The sequence below is a fragment of the Koromonas soli genome (assembly GCF_059726265.1).
Genome location: NZ_AP040872.1, coordinates 1,211,955 through 1,230,542, shown reverse-complemented (window position 1 = coordinate 1,230,542; position 18,588 = coordinate 1,211,955). Strand labels below are relative to the sequence as shown.

At 57.9% G+C, this 18,588-nt stretch carries 16 protein-coding genes; 4 read left to right on the top strand and 12 right to left on the bottom strand.

Annotated features, from left to right (window positions below; genetic code table 11):
* Positions 1-255: 255 nt before the first annotated feature.
* From AC6IY8_RS05345 to glpA, 3 genes are read right to left on the bottom strand one after another with little or no spacing between them, the layout of a single operon-like run.
* On the bottom strand, positions 256-1,476 hold the full coding sequence (locus AC6IY8_RS05345; RefSeq protein WP_497777679.1) for an anaerobic glycerol-3-phosphate dehydrogenase subunit C: 1,221 nt from the start codon (positions 1,474-1,476) through the stop codon (positions 256-258).
* Entirely contained in the window at positions 1,463-2,569 is a 1,107-nt protein-coding gene (locus AC6IY8_RS05340; RefSeq protein WP_497777678.1) for an FAD-binding protein, read from the bottom strand. The genes AC6IY8_RS05345 and AC6IY8_RS05340 overlap by 14 nt, the downstream gene beginning before the upstream one ends.
* Complete coding sequence (gene glpA / locus AC6IY8_RS05335) at positions 2,566-4,188, bottom strand: anaerobic glycerol-3-phosphate dehydrogenase subunit GlpA (RefSeq protein WP_497777677.1); 1,623 nt, start codon at positions 4,186-4,188, stop codon at positions 2,566-2,568. The genes AC6IY8_RS05340 and glpA overlap by 4 nt, the downstream gene beginning before the upstream one ends.
* Before the next feature lie 599 nt (positions 4,189-4,787).
* Between glpA and AC6IY8_RS05330 the strand changes: the two genes are divergently transcribed.
* A complete protein-coding gene (locus AC6IY8_RS05330) occupies positions 4,788-5,453 on the top strand; it encodes a glycerol-3-phosphate responsive antiterminator (RefSeq protein ID WP_497777675.1) in 666 nt (221 codons plus the stop codon).
* Between the two features lie 132 nt (positions 5,454-5,585).
* The gene (gene pgsA / locus AC6IY8_RS05325) at positions 5,586-6,224 is read left to right on the top strand and encodes a CDP-diacylglycerol--glycerol-3-phosphate 3-phosphatidyltransferase (RefSeq protein ID WP_497777674.1); all 639 of its coding nucleotides are present in this window, start codon (positions 5,586-5,588) and stop codon (positions 6,222-6,224) included.
* A 24-nt stretch (positions 6,225-6,248) separates the two neighbouring features.
* Here pgsA and AC6IY8_RS05320 read toward each other — a convergent pair whose 3' ends face one another.
* The 8 genes from AC6IY8_RS05320 to AC6IY8_RS05285 form a co-directional block, all read right to left on the bottom strand.
* A complete protein-coding gene (locus AC6IY8_RS05320; protein WP_497777672.1) occupies positions 6,249-6,797 on the bottom strand; it encodes a type 1 glutamine amidotransferase domain-containing protein in 549 nt (182 codons plus the stop codon).
* Between the two features lie 2 nt (positions 6,798-6,799).
* Positions 6,800-9,319 carry a phosphoenolpyruvate--protein phosphotransferase gene (ptsP, locus tag AC6IY8_RS05315; RefSeq protein ID WP_497777671.1) on the bottom strand — a complete coding sequence of 840 codons (2,520 nt, stop codon included), beginning with the start codon at positions 9,317-9,319 and terminating at the stop codon, positions 6,800-6,802.
* Positions 9,320-9,332: 13 nt separating this feature from the next.
* Complete coding sequence (gene dhaL, locus AC6IY8_RS05310; protein ID WP_497777670.1) at positions 9,333-9,959, bottom strand: dihydroxyacetone kinase subunit DhaL; 627 nt, start codon at positions 9,957-9,959, stop codon at positions 9,333-9,335.
* An 18-nt stretch (positions 9,960-9,977) separates the two neighbouring features.
* The gene (gene dhaK / locus AC6IY8_RS05305) at positions 9,978-10,979 is read right to left on the bottom strand and encodes a dihydroxyacetone kinase subunit DhaK (protein ID WP_497777669.1); all 1,002 of its coding nucleotides are present in this window, start codon (positions 10,977-10,979) and stop codon (positions 9,978-9,980) included.
* A gap of 58 nt (positions 10,980-11,037) precedes the next feature.
* The gene (locus AC6IY8_RS05300; RefSeq protein ID WP_497777668.1) at positions 11,038-11,769 is read right to left on the bottom strand and encodes an MIP/aquaporin family protein; all 732 of its coding nucleotides are present in this window, start codon (positions 11,767-11,769) and stop codon (positions 11,038-11,040) included.
* Between the two features lie 61 nt (positions 11,770-11,830).
* Entirely contained in the window at positions 11,831-13,330 is a 1,500-nt protein-coding gene (gene glpK / locus AC6IY8_RS05295) for a glycerol kinase GlpK (RefSeq protein ID WP_497777667.1), read from the bottom strand.
* 75 nt (positions 13,331-13,405) lie between these two features.
* Positions 13,406-15,046 carry a glycerol-3-phosphate dehydrogenase/oxidase gene (locus tag AC6IY8_RS05290; protein WP_497777666.1) on the bottom strand — a complete coding sequence of 547 codons (1,641 nt, stop codon included), beginning with the start codon at positions 15,044-15,046 and terminating at the stop codon, positions 13,406-13,408.
* Positions 15,047-15,070: 24 nt separating this feature from the next.
* Positions 15,071-16,498, bottom strand: a complete 1,428-nt coding sequence (locus AC6IY8_RS05285) for a carbohydrate porin (protein ID WP_497777665.1) — start codon at positions 16,496-16,498, stop codon at positions 15,071-15,073.
* Between the two features lie 349 nt (positions 16,499-16,847).
* On the opposite strand from AC6IY8_RS05285, the gene AC6IY8_RS05280 reads away from it, so the two are divergent.
* Positions 16,848-17,483, top strand: a complete 636-nt coding sequence (locus AC6IY8_RS05280; protein WP_497777663.1) for a YdeI/OmpD-associated family protein — start codon at positions 16,848-16,850, stop codon at positions 17,481-17,483.
* 48 nt (positions 17,484-17,531) lie between these two features.
* Here the strand turns inward: AC6IY8_RS05280 and AC6IY8_RS05275 are convergent, their stop codons facing one another.
* Positions 17,532-17,729 (bottom strand): DUF1059 domain-containing protein, encoded by a 198-nt coding sequence (locus AC6IY8_RS05275; protein WP_497777662.1) that lies wholly within the window; start codon positions 17,727-17,729, stop codon positions 17,532-17,534.
* Positions 17,730-18,244: 515 nt separating this feature from the next.
* Here AC6IY8_RS05275 and AC6IY8_RS05270 point away from each other — a divergent pair.
* Positions 18,245-18,442: a hypothetical protein gene (locus tag AC6IY8_RS05270; protein WP_497777660.1), complete on the top strand. Its 198-nt coding sequence runs from the start codon at positions 18,245-18,247 to the stop codon at positions 18,440-18,442.
* Positions 18,443-18,588: the final 146 nt, after the last annotated feature.

The window sequence follows — 18,588 nt, the reverse complement described above, 5'->3', positions numbered from 1 at the left end:
GCTTCTCACAAATTCGTACATTCTCAAAGAAAAACAGAAGGTTACGTTCGCTCGGGATACACCTGCGATGCAAGTGGCTCGACTGCGAGCACATTATGGCACACGCAATCACCTTCAACGCACAGGTTCGAGAGAACGCTGGCTTGCGGAAGTAATGGATGGGAAGAAGTCCGTTTTCAGGAAAAAAATCCTCCGCCCAATGTAGGACGGAGGGTATCCCCGCACAGGACGGCCGGAGGTATGGCCGGAGGAAAATTAGTCTCGCGCGCTCTCGGCGTAAGCGTTGAGCAGCACGTCGGCAGGATGCATGGTCTTTACGCCAGTGCCGTGCTGGATTTGCATCTGGCAGGTGGCACACTCAGTGACAATCACCTGAGCACCACTGTTTTCGATGGCGGAAAACAGTTCGCGACCGACCTGCATGGAGACTGGGTACTTCTCCTTCTTGAAGCCATAGGTTCCTGACATGCCGCAGCAGCCGGCGTTCAAATCCTCGATCTCAATTCCGGGAAGCTGGCGAAGCAGGTGATACCAGGGGCGTCCGATGCCTTGCGATTTCTGGTGGCAAGGTGTGTGATAGGCCAGCTTGAGAGTAGTCGCCGCGGGTTCGAAGCAAGTGTTGAGCTTGCCCGCATCCTGCTGAGATTCGAGCAGCTCGGCGAGGTCAAACGTGCTGGCGGCAATCTTCTCGGCCTTGGCGGCCAGGGACGGGTCGCACTCGAGGATATGGGCGAAACCGGTCTTCAGCATGTGTCCGCAGCTGGAGCAGGCGGTCACGATACGAGCTCCGGCATTGACGGCAGCAGCCAAGCTTTCAACGTTCTCGGCGGCACGCTTGCGGGCCTCATCGGCGGCGCCGTTGGCGAGCGCGGGCACGCCGCAGCATCCGGTATCGGCGACCTCAGGCTCGAAGCCGTTGATCTGAAGCAGGTCAAGAACACGGCGCCCCAGGTCGGGATTGTTGTACTGAATGAAGCATCCGGGGAAGAAGACGATGCGCTCGCCTTTTCCGTTCACCGTTTTTGGGGTCTTAAGGTTCGGATTGATATAGGCCGGGAAGCGGCGTTCGGCTCCAATGCCGATGAGCCCGGACATAAGCTGGCGAACCGGCTTGAGTCCGAGAGAGGTATTTGTGACCGCAGGCGCAATGGTGCAGAGCTGGCCAAGGAGTCCGGGGCGGGCGAACCAGAAGTCGCGCAGGCTGCGGAGCGGCTTCTTTTTGTGCTCGGCCTTGGCGCGCGCGATCAGCTCGGAGACATTCACATCGTTGGGACATGCGAGATCGCAGCGATGGCAGCCCAGGCAGTATTCCACCCAATCGGTATCGGAGGCAATTCCCTCGCGACGCATGCGCTCAAGCTCGGGGCCTAGGCGCTTGGGGCCGGGGTAAGCGGGCAGAGCGGTGACGACGGGGCAAGCAGTGTTGCAATCGGAACACTTCAGACAATTGTCGAGTAACACATCATCCTTGCGCATATTGAACTCCTGCTCCCGCCGCGATCATCGCTCCGGCGTATCCGGTGAGGATGGCCATGGCGTTACCGCCACGCGCACTGCTGTCATGCAGGATGGCGCCTGCGCCGAAAACATTGTGGGCGATGACTGAACCCGAGGCATCGACCGGGCGGCGTGCCTGGTCGAAGCCTTGGAGATCCGCTCCAATGAGATTTCCGGAGAACGGGCCAGTGGCCAAAATCAGCGTCGGCGCGTAGAGCCTGGTGGGCCGGGCAGGCGTGTCGATGAGCAAGCCGTCGAAAACCCGGTTCGTGATTTCAATCTTCTGGACGGGAAACCCGGTGAACATTTCGACATCCAGTTTGCGTAAACGCGCTTCAAGACGGTTGTAAAGGCGCATGCCGGGAATGGAAGGAGGCAGCGTGGGCAGTTCGCATATCCTGCTGCCCAGCTCTCTTTGCAGGCGCTCGATCTCATCCCACCCAGACTTGAGGCCGAGGATTCCGGGAAGGACGATCAGTTCGAATTCAGCCGCGATCGGCTTGAGCGCTTCGCGGAGTTCAAGCCCGAAGTCGGGATCGCGGTCAAAACGATTAGCAAGCTGCAATGGCGAAGGAATCGTGTCGGTAGCCGTCGAGAGCTTGATTGTGTGCGCGGCGTACTTGACGCATTCGCCAAGACGAGCAGCATGGGAGGCGAGACGCTCGGCGATAAACTTGCTATCGAACGACCACAGTCCCTCAATGCCGACGACCGCGACACGGCTGGCGATGGAAGGATCGCCATTCCAGACGTAAAACGGTGCCATGGACACGGACTGGAAGCCGCCGAGGATCGTGGGAACATAGTGGACCTGGCCTAGTCCACCAAGGTATCCGCATCCGGCTATGTCAGTGAAGTTGGCGAAGAAATTTACGGCGTTTTCGAGTGATGGCTGGGAGGGGTCCACATTCTGAAACTCGACGGAACCGGCGCCGAACACAAAGGAGCCCGGCCCGGAGCTGACCATGGCGACGCGCAAGCCACGTGTGGTGGCCGCAGCAGCGGCAGTGATTCCGGCCATTCCAGCACCGGCGATGATGACATCAAACTCATTGCTTCTCACGTGGCTCACCTGCCCTTCTGCTCATGGAAGTTGTAGGAGACTGCGAACAGGTCGTGGCTGAGGTAAAGCTGCTCAACCTGCTTGCCATGCTCGATGGACGACTGCCCTTTCCAGCGCTCGTCCAAATAACGCTGGAATTGTTCGGAAGCTTCGGTGGAAGTCCAGCGATTGGACTGGAAGCCAGCCAGCATTGCCTTGAATCCGCAGAACGTGCCCTGGCAAGGGCCAAAGCCGAGGCGAGTGCGGCGTCCCACGTCGCTGATGGTCTTGGCTGGAACAGCGGTCTCTTTGCCGAGAACGTATTCGAGTTCGGCACGGGTGACCAACTCGCATTCGCAAACGACTTCGGCGAGCTCGGGGCGCGCTTCGATGGCACTAACGAGCTTCGTGAGCTTAGGGCCGAGGCGCTTGTCTGCCTTCTCGACGACTGGCAGCGGAAGCAGCCGATGCGCCTTGCGGAGCACGGCTTCACTGGCCTGAGGACGCAAGGGCGTTGTGTCCGTGGTACAGGGCTCGTTGACCTGAAACTTCTGAGCGACGAGATCGCTGACGGCCTTGGCCATAAGGCGATAGGTCGTGAGCTTGCCTCCGATGATGGAGACGAACCCATGGACGGCATCTTGCACTTCGTGGTCGAGCAAGGCGAAGCCGCGGCTGATTTCGCGTCCACCGGCACTGCTGGCGCTCTTGGGAACATACAGCGGGCGAACGCCGGAGAAGATGCGTAGCACGCGAGCATCGGCCAGGGCAGGAACGAGTTCGATACCGAGATCGAGCAGGTGCTGAATTTCCTCCTGCGATGCGGTGAGTCCCTCGGGGCCGGGTACGGTGATGGAGCTGGTGCCCAGGATGCAGACGGGGCCGGCGGGAACCAGAATGTCGGCATCTCCCGGCTTGCGGCAACGGTTGATGACGCGCGTAGAGAGTCGATGATTGAGGACGAGGAGCGTGCCTTTATCGCAGCGCACGGGGACCTCAACGCCGGCCATCTCGGCAACCTTCTCGGCCCAGCCTCCGGCAGCATTGATGACGAGCTCGCAAGAGATGTAGTTCTCTTCCCCGGTGAGCGTGTCGCGATAGCGAACACCCTTGACCTTGTCATGGACGATGTCGATGCCAACGACTTCGCAGTAAGTCCGGAACTGGCCACCACGGGCTACGGCAGACTCGATATTCGAGAGCGTGAGCTGGAAGACATCGACGTGAGCATCAGGGCAGGTGAATGCGCCATGAATGTCGCGGGGAAGATTGGGTTCAAGCGCTAAGGCTTCATCGGCTGAAAGCCATCGGCTGGCGAGATCGATCTTTTTGCAGGACTCGGACCACTGGTCGAAGAATGCTGGGTCGTCCTGACGACACTGTACGAACAATCCGCCGGTATCGTGAATACAATGAGGCGCAATCTGCTTAAGTATGCGGTTCTCAGCAACGCACTCTTTGGCAGCTTCCGAATCCTTGACGACATAACGGCCGCCGGAATGCAGCAACCCGTGGCAGCGTCCGGTTGCTCCATTCGCCAGATCCTTCTGCTCGAGAAGAATGGCGGGGATTCCGCGCAAGGAGAGGTCCCAGAGAATGCCTGCTCCGGTAGCGCCTCCTCCTATGATTACCACTCGCGTCTGTTCCATGATTCCTCCTATGCAAGCGAGGCTGCGACATTCCGTCACTCACGCGTCTGCCCCTCGGGCAAACGATCTGCGGGGGATGAATGCGGCTCAAGGGCAAGGCCCTGATGACCATGGAATCTCGATTTACGGCAGGCTCTGAAGGAAATCGCTTGGCGAACGAGGATCGCGATGCAGGGCGCCTGGCCGCAAAATCGATTCCACTCCGGCAGTTTGCACCGGAAGCAATCTAAGCGGCTTTCAGTCCCCCGCACGTGCTGATCTCATGCGCTCTTCACGTAGCGGCGTGGAAGGTCCAACCGTCTCAAAGCTTGATACCGGAGCAAGCAAAAGTCAAGCAATAATGCGCACTAAAGACGATTCTGCAGGAACTAAGAGCAAGCACGGAGACTCGGTACTTTGGACTCCAGCTTCGTAAAATGAAACCGAAATCTCACAACGCTCATCTACCCGTGCTAAAGTCACATCCGCAAGAGTGGATGATGAGTTTCATTGTGAGCCTGTTGGTACATCGTGCTCGCGATAACGCGTCGAATTGAAACACTTTCGGGTACTATTGCCTGAGTTTCGAAATCAAGTCGGTACAGATTCGGAGGAACCAGATGCCGTCTGGGCGATCAGTGGTTGATGCATCGCGCAAGTCTACCGCCTATAAGGCAAACAGCGGAGCGCAGGGATCCGGTGCGGCGGCGATGGCGGAACTTGTGCCAATCAAGCGAATTCTGGCGGAAACTCCGATCATACCGGCAGTGCGCGACCCGGAACATCTCGACATAGCGCTTGCTTCCCATGGCAAAGTCGTTTACTTCCTGTGCGGCGACCCGGAGAACATTGTGGATCTGCTGCAGCGGACGCTGGCGGGAGGGAAGCTGCCGTTCGTCAATATGGATCTGCTGAACGGATTTTCGCGCGACGCAAGCGCACTTTCATTTCTGCAGAAACGCGGGTTGAAAGGGATTATTTCGACGCATCATGAGTCGTTTCGGCATGCGCATGCGCTGGGAATGTACGTCATCCAACGAACATTTTTGCTGGATCGCGGAGCGATGGAGAGCGTGGCGAATCAATTGAGAACAACGGCGGCCGATGCGCTGGAAGTGCTTCCGGCGATTGCGGCGCCGAGATTGGTGGAGTCGGTGCGAACGATACGCCCGGAGATGCCACTGGTCGGCGGAGGACTGATCCAGTCAATGCGCGAGATCGAAGACCTGCTTAAGCAAGGGCTGAGTTCGGTGTCGGTGAGCAATACAAAACTGTGGATTCAATAACATAAGTTCCTCGATGCAAACGCCCCCCCCCGAATTTCCCCGGGCTCTGCCGCGGCATTTCGTTCGCGTTGCTTTTCACAGACCCATCCAGCATAATTTGAAAGACCTACTCAACGCGGACCGGCTGACTTGTTGAACGTACCCAATACGATCACCCTGAGCAGAATCGGATGTATTCCATTTCTGATCTGGGTTCTTTCCAGCAACATCTTTCGCCATGGCGAACAGGAATTGCTGGCGGCTGGCATTTTCATCCTCGCCTCGATCACGGACGGGCTCGACGGATATTATGCGCGCAAGCATGGGCAGATCAGTAGCATGGGAATTCTACTGGACCCGATGGCGGATAAGCTGCTCGTGGCGGCAGGGCTGATTCTGTTGGTGAGATTTACTCCGAACCTGATGCCTCCGTGGATCGTAGTGCTGGTGCTGGGACGCGAGTTCCTGATCACGGGACTGCGAAGCGTCGCGGCAACAGAAGGGTTCGCGATTCAGGCGCGCGATCTGGGAAAGCTGAAGATGGTTCTGCAGATTGTGGCAGTGGTGGCGGCCATACTTGCCCACCGCTGGTATCAGTGGGACTTCTTCGGATTCATTATTGGAGTGGACCTGATCGCGCGAATGTCGATCTGGTTCATGCTCGTGGTATCACTGCTCTCCGCAGTGGATTACTTCATAGCGTTCTGGGACAGGGTTGACCGCTCGGCACGAAGCCACACTCCGGGAGTCATTCCGGCAAAGCCAGGCGCGGCAAAACCGACCGGCGCCTAGCTCGCCTCATCTCGTCTTCTCTGATTAAGCTCTTCCCTGTTTCATGGCTCCGGCGCTCTGCGTTTGTTCGAGTACCTGGAGCACGCCTTGCATGAACGCGGGGAGATCGTCGGGATTGCGACTACTGACAAAATTACGATCGATGACACAGGGAGAGCTCTCAAAGATGGCTCCGGCGTTTGTAAGGTCGTCTTTGATGCCGAGGCTGCCGGTAACACGTACACCGTTGTAAACACCGCTTGAAATTGCCATCCAACCGCCGTGGCAGATGGCTGCCACGAGTTTGTTGGAGCGTGCGAATTCGGAAATGAGCTTCTTCACCTTGGGATCGCGACGAAGCTTGTCGGGTGCCCATCCGCCGACGAGCACTACGCCCACAAAATTGGATTCGTGCATGTCCTCGATGGCGGCGTCGCTGTTGCAGGGATAACCATGCTTGCCGGTGTACCTGTAGTCGGCTTGGGGACCGGCGACGACGACGCGGTAGCCGGCCTCCTGCAGGCGGTACTTGGGATACATGAGTTCCATGTCTTCGTAGGCATCTTCGATAAAGATGAGTATGGATTTTTCCATGGCTAACTTCCCTTCTGTTGAAAGCCCTCGACAAGCTTGCGAACTTCGCTGCTGTTGTCGAGTTGCATTGCCTCGGCGACTAGCGCCTGCAGGTCGGCGATGGAGTGCTGGCGCATCTCGGCCTTGATAGCTGCAACTCGGTTGGGGCGCACGCTAAGGGAACGCACTCCTGCACCCACCATCAACGCGGCCGCTACTGAATCGGATGCCGCATCCCCGCAGACGGATACATGGCATCCGGTGGCGCGGGCGGCTTCGCAGATTCGGCGTATGGTGCGCAGAACCGCTGGATGAGCGGTGTCCTGCAAAGCGACCAGGTCGGCGTTGCCGCGCTCACTGGCAAGGACGTACTGCGTGAGGTCGTTGGTGCCGATGCTGAAGAAGTCGGCCACTTGAGCAAAGCGCTCGGCCAGCAGAGCGGCAGCGGGAACCTCGACCATCATGCCGAGTCGTACGGGCCAGCGATGCGGGACGTTGTCGCGTTCGAGTTCGGCATGTGCCTGCGTGGCGAAATCGCGGGCACGCTGCATTTCCTCGGGGCTGGTCACCATGGGGAACATGATCCAGACATCTGGGCCTTCGTTGCTATCTGCTGTGACTGCGGCACGGAGAATGGCCTTGAGATTTGAGAGAAAGAACTCGGGGTGGCGGAAGGAGAGGCGCAGTCCGCGCACGCCGAGGAAAGGATTGTGCTCTTCGGACGAGGGCAGATAGGGCAATGGCTTGTCGGCACCGACGTCGGGAGTACGAATGACGACGGGGCCAGCTCCGAGCGGGGCGAGCACGGAGCGGAGCGCGGCGGTCTGCTCGTCTTCGGTAGGCATTGTTTTGTGGGAGAGATAGACGAACTCGGTGCGGAGGAGGCCGACACCTTCGGCACCGTTTTCGCGGGCCTGCACGGCATCGGCAGCATTGCCGACGTTCGCCAGGACCTCGATCTGAACCTGATCGGTGGTGAATGCAGGCTCGTGACGTGAGCCTTCGACAGCTTTACGTTCGTCGAGCAGGAACTGCTGGCGAGCTTCAATTCTGGCGCGCTCCCCGGCGGGAGGATCAATCCAGACTTCTCCGGTCGAGCCGTCGATGGCAATGATGGAGTCGGGCGAGAGCGTGGCGGAGTTGATATTTGCGGCACCGACAACCATGGGGATTCCGAGCGTGCGCATGAGGATTGCAGCGTGCGCGGTGGGGCTCCCGGCGGAAGCAAGCACGCCGAGAACGTGCCGCGGATCGCAGGCAATGGCCTCGCTGGGAAGCAATTCTGTGGTGAGAAGAATGGCCGGAGGTTCGGGCGCAATCTTTGCGGACTGCGACTCTCCGGCAATGGCGCGCAGAACGCGCACGGAGATGTCCCGGACGTCGGCGGCACGGGCACGCATGTATTCGTCTTCCATGCCAGCGTAGGAGTCGGCGAGTTTAGCGCACTCTTCGCGCCAGGCACGAGAGGCCGAGAAGTGGGACGACTCCACTTTGGCGCGCACGGCCTCGAGCAGCACGGGGTCGCTGAGGATCAAAGCTTGCGCGGCGAGAATGTCGGCGGCGGTGCCGTGAGAGGCTTCCGCTTTGAGATTGTGCTGGACTTGAGCGAGGGCCTGATTGAGCGCAGCGAGTTCTTCCTGCGGAGAGCGCGGATCTGTGTCTTCCGGAAGAGGCAGAGCTGCGTTGAGAGCAATGGGGCGGCCGATGGCGATGCCTTCGGAGGCTCCAACGGGGCCGGACGTGGTGGGCTTCTGCACAGGCGCGGATTTGGCGGCTGGCGCGGGTTCGATGTCGGATTCGCCGAAGTGGGTGGCAGCGAGTTCCTGAATGCGAGTGGCGGCGTCTGCGGCATCGGTGCCGCGAATGGTGAAACGGAGGTTGTCGCCTTTGCGGGCTTGCAGAAGGCTAACGCTGGTGAGGCTGCGTGCGGAGGATGGGCCGCGATGGCTGGTCTGATTCGTCAGTTGTACATCGGACTGAAAACCGCTGGCAGTTTGAACCAGTGTGGCAGCGGGGCGGGCGTGAAGGCCGTGCGGATTCTGAATGACAACTTCGAATTCGATGGCATCGGTGTCGGGTGCTTGTGTTGCAGATGAATGTGCCTGCGGTGCGCTTTCAGGTTCGCTTTCGAGCTGCGATTGCTTTGGGAGCAGCGCGGATTTGGCTTCGCGCACGACATCGTCGAGGGTGCCTCCGGCATTGGCCTGAACGGCAGCAGCGATGGCCGCTTCGACAATGGGCGCGGGCACAAGGCGAAGCTTCGATGTGGGATCGGCAACGACTGAGGTGTCGAGAAACTCCAGCGCAGTTTGCGCGCTGAGGACAGCGGAGCCGAGATCCATGAGAACAACGGCACCATCGGCTTCAAGGAAGGGCTGAAGGACTTCGGAAATGTGTACGGCGTCGGTCCCGAGTTCATCGTGATCGTCGCCAACTCCGGCAGCGACGGCGATGGGGAACTCGGGTCCAACCATCTGGAGCACAAGTTCCCGCAAGGCGGTCGCCAGCTTCTTGCTGTGAGAAACCAGGACAATTCCAACCATGATGGTTTGGACGCTACTTTGCGCTGACCTCAGCCAGCGATTCGAGCAGGATTGCGGAGCTGGTGGCTCCTGGGTCCTGGTGTCCGATGCTGCGCTCGCCGAGGTAGCTGGCACGCCCCTTGCGCGCCAGCAGCGGCGACGTTTTCTCCGCGGCGTCGCGGGCCGTCGTCGCTGCGGCGCGCGTCGCCGTAGTGATGTCGCTTCCTGCCGATTTCAGCGCCGCAAATGCGGGCGTGAGTGCATCGACCATGGTCTTGTCGCCAAGTTCCGCCTTGCCGCGACGCTTGATATCGGCAAGTCCGGATTCGAAGATGGAAGCCAGTGTGGCCGCATCGACTTCCTGCTTACCAGCGGTTTGCTTGCCGAGTTCGAGGAAAAATCCTCCGTAAAGCGGGCCGGATGCGCCACCGACGGTGGAGATCAGGGTCATGCCGACGGACTTGAACATGGCGCCAATGTCGGCGGGAGTAGCTGAATCCAGTTTCTTTTTTACCGCGGTGAATCCGCGCGCCATGTTCGCGCCGTGATCGCCGTCTCCGATAGCAGAGTCGAGATCGGAGAGCATAGTTGCATTCTGTTCAATGGCGTCTGCGGCCGTGGTAATCCACGACCGCAGTTGCTCAACATTCAACGATTCCATCGTGCTTCCCTGTCCCAATTAGATTCCCCAGCGCAAGGCCGGAGTGTTGACCGGAGCATCCCAAAGACTGACAAGGTTATCATCGGCGCGCAGAACGGTGATGGAGGTGCCCGCCATTTCGAGGCTGGTGATATAGCTGCCAACCAGGTTGCGAACAATCTTCAGGCCGTGTTTTTCGGCGATCTGAGCTGCCTTGCGATAAACGATGTAGAGCTCGATGAGCGGGGTGCCACCCATTCCGTTGACGAAAAGGATGACGTTTTCGCCCTGCTTGAAAGGCAGATCGCTGAGAATTGGATCCATCAGCATTTCGGTGATTTGATCGGCGGGAGCGAGCGGCAGGCGCTTGCGTCCGGGCTCACCGTGGATGCCGATGCCGACCTCCATCTCGGTTTCGCCCAGTTCGAACGACGGCTTGCCCGCGTGTGGCACTGTGCAGGGAGTGAGGGCCATTCCCATGCTGCGACCGGTGGCGCGAATCTGGTCGCCGAGTGCCTTGATCTTTGCCAAATCCATCTTCTTTTCGGCGGCAGCACCGAGAAGCTTTTCCATGAGGACGGTGAGACCTACGCCACGACGTCCGGCGGTGTAGAGGCTGTCCTGCACGGCTACGTCATCGTCAGTAAGCACGCTGGCAACTTCGATTTTCTCCTCGCGGAGCATGTCGGCCGCGAGATCGAAGTTCATGACATCGCCCGTATAGTTCTTCACGATGTGCAGGACTCCAGCGCCGCCGTGGACGGCTTTGCTGGCTTCAAACATCTGATCGGGAGTGGGGCTGGTGAACACATGGCCGGGGCAGGCGGCATCGAGCATTCCGAGGCCGACAAAGCCGCCGTGCATGGGTTCATGACCGCTGCCACCGCCGCTGACAAGCGCGACCTTCCCTTTTACGGGCGCATCCTTGCGCGCAATATAAAACGGCTCGAGACTGACGCGGACACGATCACCGTGCGCGAGTTGGATGCCTTCCAGCTCTTCCCGAACCACATTCTCCGGAGAATTGATGAGCTTCTTCATGAAACTTTCTCTCCTTACGACAGCGGCGCCCCGGTGAGGAGCGCCGCAGTGAATGTCCCTACAGAATGCCCGTGGCCTTGCAGATCACGGAGCCAATACCGGCGCCAATGAGTGGACCGATGACCGGCACCATCGCATAACCCCAGTCAGAATCACCCTTGCCAGCGATCGGCAACACAAAGTGAGCGATGCGCGGACCAAGGTCACGATTGGGATTGATGGCATATCCGGTAGGACCGCCGAGAGACAGGCCGATGCCCCAAACGAGGATGCCCCACATGAACGGGCCGTAGCCAGCTGGCAGTCCAGTGGGAGACACACCCTTGGAACCGAGAGCGAAACCGATGATCACCAGGAACGCGGTTCCGATGATTTCGGTCAGCAGGTTCAGAGGCAGATTGCGGATGGCAGGGCCAGTGCAGAAGACTGCAAGCTTAAGACCCTTGTCGGGTGTTTCACCCCAGTGAGGCAGATAAGCGAGCCACACCAGGGCCGCGCCGACGAAGGCTCCGGCAAACTGAGCAGCAACCAATCCGGGCACCTGAGACCACGGAGTAGCACCCGCCAAGGCGAGAGCAAATGTAACAGCACAATTCAGATGGGCAATGCCACCAACGGCAAGGCTGGTGAAAATGCCGCTGACAACCGCAAAACCCCAAGCCGCGGTGATTACGATCCAGCCACCGTTCTGGGCTTTAGATTTGTTGAGAAGGACGCCGGCAACAACGCCATCACCGAGAAGAATCAGCACCAACGTCCCGAGAAATTCACCAAATACTGGTCCGTGCATTTCGAACCTCGCTTTCGAAAGTTTTTATCTCGTTACTGCTATTTCTTCGTGACACTCGCTGCTATTCGACCCAGTCGAACGTGCGCGTTACAGCTTTCTTCCAGAAGTGATACAGGGAAGCTCTCTTCTCTTCATCCATCGAGGGGTTCCAGCGGTGATCTTCGGCCCAGTTGGCGACGACCTCGTTGGTGTCCTTGAGGTATCCGGTGGCCAATGCCGCAGCATAAGCCGCGCCAAGAGCGGTGGTTTCCTGCACGACAGGACGAATGACGGGACGGTTCAAAATGTTGGACTGGAACTGCATGAGAAGGTGATTGACGACCATGCCGCCATCGGTACGCAGGGACTCGAGCTGGATGCCGGAATCCTTCTCCATAGCATCGAGTACTTCGCGAACCTGGAAGGCGGTGGATTCCAACGCGGCGCGGGCAATGTGTCCCTTGTTGATGAAGCGGGTGAGTCCGGCAAACACGCCACGGGCACTGTCCTTCCAATATGGCGCATAGAGACCGGAGAACGCGGGCACGATGTAGAGTCCGCCGTTGTCGTTGACCGTGCGGGCCAGCGGCTCGATGTCGGAGCTCTTCTCGATGATGCCCAGGTTGTCACGCAGCCACTGGACAAGAGCGCCAGTGATGGCAATGCTGCCTTCAAGGGCGTAGATGGCGGGCTTGTTGCCGATCTTGTAGCCAAGGGTGGTGAGCAATCCGCTCTTGGACGGGACGGGCTTTTCACCGGTGTTCATCAGCATGAAGCAGCCGGTGCCATAAGTGTTCTTGGCTTCGCCGGGCTTGAAGCACGCCTGGCCAAAGAGGGCGGCCTGCTGGTCACCAAGATCGCCGGCAACTGCGACGTCCTTGATTGGGCCGAGTACGGCCTTGCCATAGACTTCCGAGCTGGAAGCGATCTTCGGTAGCATGGACTCGGGAATGTTGAACTCGGCAAGGATGTCCTTATCCCAGGCGAGAGTCTTGAGATCCATGAGCTGGGTGCGGCTGGCGTTGGTGACATCGGTGACATGCACGCCGCCATTGACTCCGCCGGTGAGATGCCAGATCAGGTAAGTGTCAATGTTGCCGAAGATGAGTTCGCCAGCTTCAGCAGCAGCGCGCGCGCCGGGAACGTTGTTGAGTATCCAGCGAATCTTGAGACCGCTGAAGTAGGTGGCAAGAGGGAGGCCGGTCTTGGCGCGATAACGGTCCTGACCGCCATGCGAACTGAATTCCGCAACCGTGTCGGCAACGCGAGTGTCCTGCCACACGATGGCGTTGTACACGGGCTTGCCGGTTTTTTTGTTCCATACGAGCGTGGTTTCACGCTGGTTGGTGATGCCGATGCCCGCGAGATCGGAGGGCTTCAGCCCCTTGGCTTCCATCGCTTCGGCGATAACTTCCTCGACGCGACGCCAAATTTCCGCCGGATCATGCTCAACCCAGCCGGGCTTAGGATAAATCTGCTCGTGTTCCTTCTGTGCAACGCTGACAATTCTTCCAGTCCGATCGAAAATCATGAAACGCGAACTGGTTGTTCCCTGGTCGATAGCTCCAATGTAGTCTGCCATTTCGTTCAATCCCCTATCTATGTGAGATCTGCGCCGAGTGGAGAAAATCCCCACTGCTTGCGTCGTCGAACGTCATTACTCGATACCGGCGGTGTGGAGCAGGTGCTCGACTGAACCAAGGTAGGCGGAGACCGCCTCATTGGTTTGTGCTTCAGTCCAGCCAAACTCGCGAGCCATCCAATGGCCCACCACCGGTGCAGCTTGTTCAGCTTCTTTCCAGCTATGGAATTGCACACCGATTCTTCGAAGGAGAATGTCTTCGATGGTCTGAGCCATTTCCTCTCGAATTACATAGACCACCTCCGCCTGGATGGGCGCTCCACCCTGAATCAGCGGTTGCAGGAGTTGCGGTTCCTGCGCGGCGAGTTCGAGCACTTTGGGCGAATCCGTGCCGAACTTTTTAGCCAGGTGGTGGGCAGTTTCAGGGGACAACTGGTATTGCTGCGCCAGTTGCTTCCAATACTCCGGTGAAAATCCTTTCGCACCGGTTAGCAGAAAATCGAGCGTCCTGCACGGAGCCTGCTTGCCGGGAAGGGCTCGCTGGGCGTGATTGATGCCGTCTTCAGCCATGGCACGATAAGTAGTCCATTTGCCCCCAAGAACACTGACCAAACCACTCACGTCATCGACTTCGACCTCGTGATCGCGAATCAGTTTCTTGGTGTTCACTGCATCTTTTGACTTAACGAGCGGGCGCACTCCAGCGTAGGCGGAGACCACGTCCTTCGGAGTCAGATTGACGTTCAAGTACTGATTCACGTACTTGAGCAGGAACCTGACTTCTTCGGGCGTGACCACCATCTCGTCGGTGAGCTTCGCTTCGTCATCTGTGGTGCCGACTAACAAGCGTCCGAGCCATGGAATTGCAAAGATGACACGGCCGTCTTCGGTCTTGGGTATCAACAGAGCCGATGAACTCCTGATGGCCTCAACAGGAAGCAGAAGGTGGACGCCTTTGCTCAAGCGCAAGCGCTCGGGCATGGCAGGATTGGCCATGAGCCGGATGTGATCGGCAAATGGACCGGTGCAATTCACAAATACGCGAGCCCGAACCTGGAAATGCTCGCCGGTAAGCTGGTCCTCTACTTCGAGAGAATTCAGCTTGCCAGCAGCGTTCCTTCCGAAACTCACGGCCTTGGCGTAGTTGATCAGTTCCCCGCCCTGCTGCGCGAAGGTCTGCGCCAGAGTGATGCCATAACGCGCATCATCAAACTGACCGTCGGCGTACGACACGGTTCCGACCAGTCGCTCGCTACGCAAGGAGGGCATGCGCCGGAGCGACTCCGCCTTGGACAACATGCGGCTCGGGAACAGGCTGGCATCGCCGGCAATCCAGTCATAAGCCTTCATGCCGACGGTGAAATAGAAGAGTTCCCAAGAGCTGTAGCACGGGACCAACAACTCCAGCGGATGGGCGAGGTAAGGTGCACAACGCAGCATGTGAATGCGTTCGTGCAGAGCTTTCCTCACCATTGTGTACTGGCCGTAGTCGAGATCGGACACGGCCTGCTGAAGGTATCGAACGCCGCCATGGACGAGTTTGGTGGAAGCCGATGACGTATGCGAAACGAAGTCAGACGCATCCAGCATCACGGTTTCAAGGCCACGCAATCGAGCGTCAAGCGCACAGCCGGTGCCCGTTGCTCCTCCACCAATCACACACACGTCGAACGTTTTTTCTGCAATTGCCTGACGTGCGCTAATACGGCTTCTCATCCATTCACTCCAGTCTGTGAGCGTTTAGAACGTCGTCTGCAAACGGAATCCGGCGAGCGCGGCAGTACCAACCCTGCGTCCACCTACGTTGGCGTAGTACTGATACACGGGCTGCAGAAGGAACCACGGGAAGACCTGGATCTTGTAATTGACTTCGTAGGCCTTCTCGTCCTGCAAACGGCCAGCGGGCGTGAGAGCAGCAAGGCGGTTGAAATCAGCACCGATCTTGCTGTACACGAATCCGAAGTTCAGGCTGTCCTTGGGACGACCAGTGATGGGACCGTTGAAGATCAGTCCGGTCGTGAACTCGGTCGGAACCTGGCTCATTTTCTGCGGGCCAGTGTTGAAGCCGAACGTGAAGTCAATTCCGCGATTGCTGCCGGCAGCTACACGGTAGATAGGCTGGTTGGCCTGGAGGTACACGGTGTAGTTTCCGCTTTCGGTTCTGCCAGTGCTGTAGTTGGTGAAGCCACGGCCGCCGTTGTAGATCGCCCCGAACTTGATGATGCCGGGGTAGCTCTTGCGGCTGGTGGGCGCGTCAGGATCGGTGTAGAAACCCACCTCAGTGTTCCAGGTGGAGCCGAACGATCCGTTGCGATAGTCGAAGCCCGTGGGATAGAGCGGCGGATGAGTTGTGTGCAGGACATCGCTGGCAACAAATTCTCTGCTCGACGGCATGAACCATCCCGTCTTGAGGTAGTACTTCTTAGTCGGAGCAATTTTGAGTTCAGCACCCGGACCCGAAGAAGGATCGTAGGAGGCGCGAACGTTGCCCATGTTGCCGTAGTTGTAATCCAACGGCTCGATGAGGAAGCTGCCGCCGTACTCCTGAATGCCGTAGAAGTCCTGCGACGCCATGAGTCCCGCGGTTACGGTGACCTTCTCATGAGCGAACTTCTGCTGCAACCACATGGAATCGACGCGGAACTGGTGGAAGCTGACGAGGCCGCTGGGATTGGCGATGCTGCCAATCACAGCTCCCATGTTGGAGCCGTTCTGCCATACGCCTGTGGCGTGGAAGCTGAGCCCCTTGGCCACATTCATCTTGCCGAAGTCGAGATCGACGGTGCCGCGAATACGGTTCCAGTTGTTGAAGGTCTCCCTTACACCAGCAGGACGACGCACGTCATCGAAGGCATCGGTAATGTAGAAGAAGTTGAAGGTGAAGCCCTTGTCAGCCAGTCTCTGGCGTTCCGGTCCCCAGTTCAACATGTAGTCCTGGTGCATGAACATCATGCCACCAGATGGAGTTCCAGCTGCCGGAGAGGTGGTGTCGGCCTGCGGATCAGCGGGAGCAGAAGTGGCAACCGCAGAATCAGTTGTGGTCGGCTGGTCCCCGGAAAGTGCAAAGGTGGGGAACGCCAACACGATCAAGATCAACGCATAGCCGGAAAGTAGTGCAAGCTTTCCGAAACCGCTACGAAGACCACGAAACATTGGAGATCTCGCCATTACGTTCTCCTTTTGAGTGTTCCAATTTTCAAATTCGCCCATTTGTGCGCTACAGCAAAAAGCCGCCCGCTGCATACACGTGTGCCGTGTAAGTAGCGGGCGGCTTCTCTACTCTCTGCCGCAACCGGAGGAATATATCACTGGTGCGCTCGGTTTAGATATGGGAAGAATAAAAATTTTGTATGGATTCCGGATGCAACCCGCTGCCCAGCGCAAGCCTCGCCTGGTTGTTTGCTGCAGGGAAATTGGGCGCGGCATGACGTTTTCAACAGAAGCGGACGACACGTAAAACTTAGCAAGAATAAAATCCAGACGATAAGCTTGACTCGCGGTTCATGGGAAGGCCCCTATGGCTGGAAAGAATTTCAATCCACAAGTCGATGCATACATCGCAAAAGCACAGGCATTTGCAGAACCGATTCTGAAACACTGGCGCGAGCTGGTACACGACGCCTGTCCCACGGTGGAGGAAACGATCAAGTGGAGCAGGCCTTTCTTCGAACATCGCGGCGCGATTCTGTGTTACATGGCGGCGTTCAAAGAGCATTGCGCCTTCGGCTTCTGGGGCGAAGAGATCGGCGCAGTGCTTCGGAAGGAGAAGCTGTCGCAATCGAATGGAATGGGCGCGTACGGAAAAGTTACAAGCCTGGAGGATCTGCCTTCCGACGAAGTAGTTCTCGCATGGCTGCGTAAGGCGGCGGAATTCATCGAGAGCGGACAATACACAAGTCCGATGGCGGCGCGCAGCAAAGCGAAGAGAGCGCCGAAACCGAAGATGGAAACGCCTGCGGAGTTTGTCGCGGCGTTACGCAAGAACAAGAAGGCCGCCAAGGTATTCGAGGCATTCAGCGCCAGTTGCAAGCGCGAGTACGTCGAGTGGATCGCCGAGGCGAAGCGACAGGAGACGCGCGACAAGCGCATCGCGACGGCCATCGAGTGGATTGCCGAAGGCAAGCAACGCAACTGGAAATATCAAAACTGCTGATGGCTCAAGATAGTTCGCAGCTTGCGTTCCCTTCTCTCAAGTCGAGCCCTAGGCGGCTTCCTCGGCTTCATGATCGCGCAGCATGGCGCGAAGCTGTTCCCTGAGAGCTGGAGTGTTGCGGTATCCGTGGGACTCGACTGCATGCTGCACTGCAACATCGAGCACTTCTTCTTCATCTCCGAGAGTGGCGAATTCACAGGGAATTTCAGCGGGGAACCAGCGACAATCCATCACCTTGCGGCTCATCGGCACGCTCCAACTCAAGGTAACTTTCGGGGTGAATTCAGCCTACGCCGGGCAGATGGGCGATTCAACACTGGTTTCAAGATTTCGGGATAAAAAACACCTAAAACGTTTTCTGCAGCTCAGGGCCAATGTGAGGAAACTCACTTCTGGCCGGGTCACGGTGAACAGTAAGTGTTTGTACTTTCGCGTAGGGTAGGCGTAATCCAACGCAAAGCAGGTCATTATGGTTTGCAAGTGCGCCAATAATTGGTGTCCGACGGTTCGCCAACGGCATGAGGGGAAGCTCTTCCGACTGGATCTCGATATTGGCAGCACGGTTGGCAGGGATGAGTTCAAGACCGAGTATGTGTGGTTGTGCCCCCGGTGTGCAGAGTTGATGCTCCCCAAGGTGGAAGTCATGGGGAACAAAGTTATACTGCGGTTGACGAAGATTGACGTGGCGAACTCCAATGCATTTCTTCAACGTGCAAATTGAAATGTTCGCCGGTATGACACATGCTTTCAGAGGACCAGGAATGACCAAGAACCGAGTGCTGGATGACAAGATCGTCCAGACGAGATTGCCGCTTCCTGGATTCCTGCATAAGACTTTACCGAATGGAATCACGATTTCGACGTGCATGGCTTGCACGCAATCGATTGGCAGCCCCACGCCAACAAGCCTGAGAATGGCCGAAGAGAATCATCGCTGCGAAGGTCGCAAGACGCGGTAGCAAACGACTCCTCGCCGCGAAACGCCTGCCTGTTCAGAGCCTGCCGGATAAATTCGCTTGGTGCGAGCAGCATCCCAAACAAAGCCTTTCTGCAGTAGTGAACGAAACCGGTGTCAACCTATGGCGGGCAACGGTGCGTTTCCTCG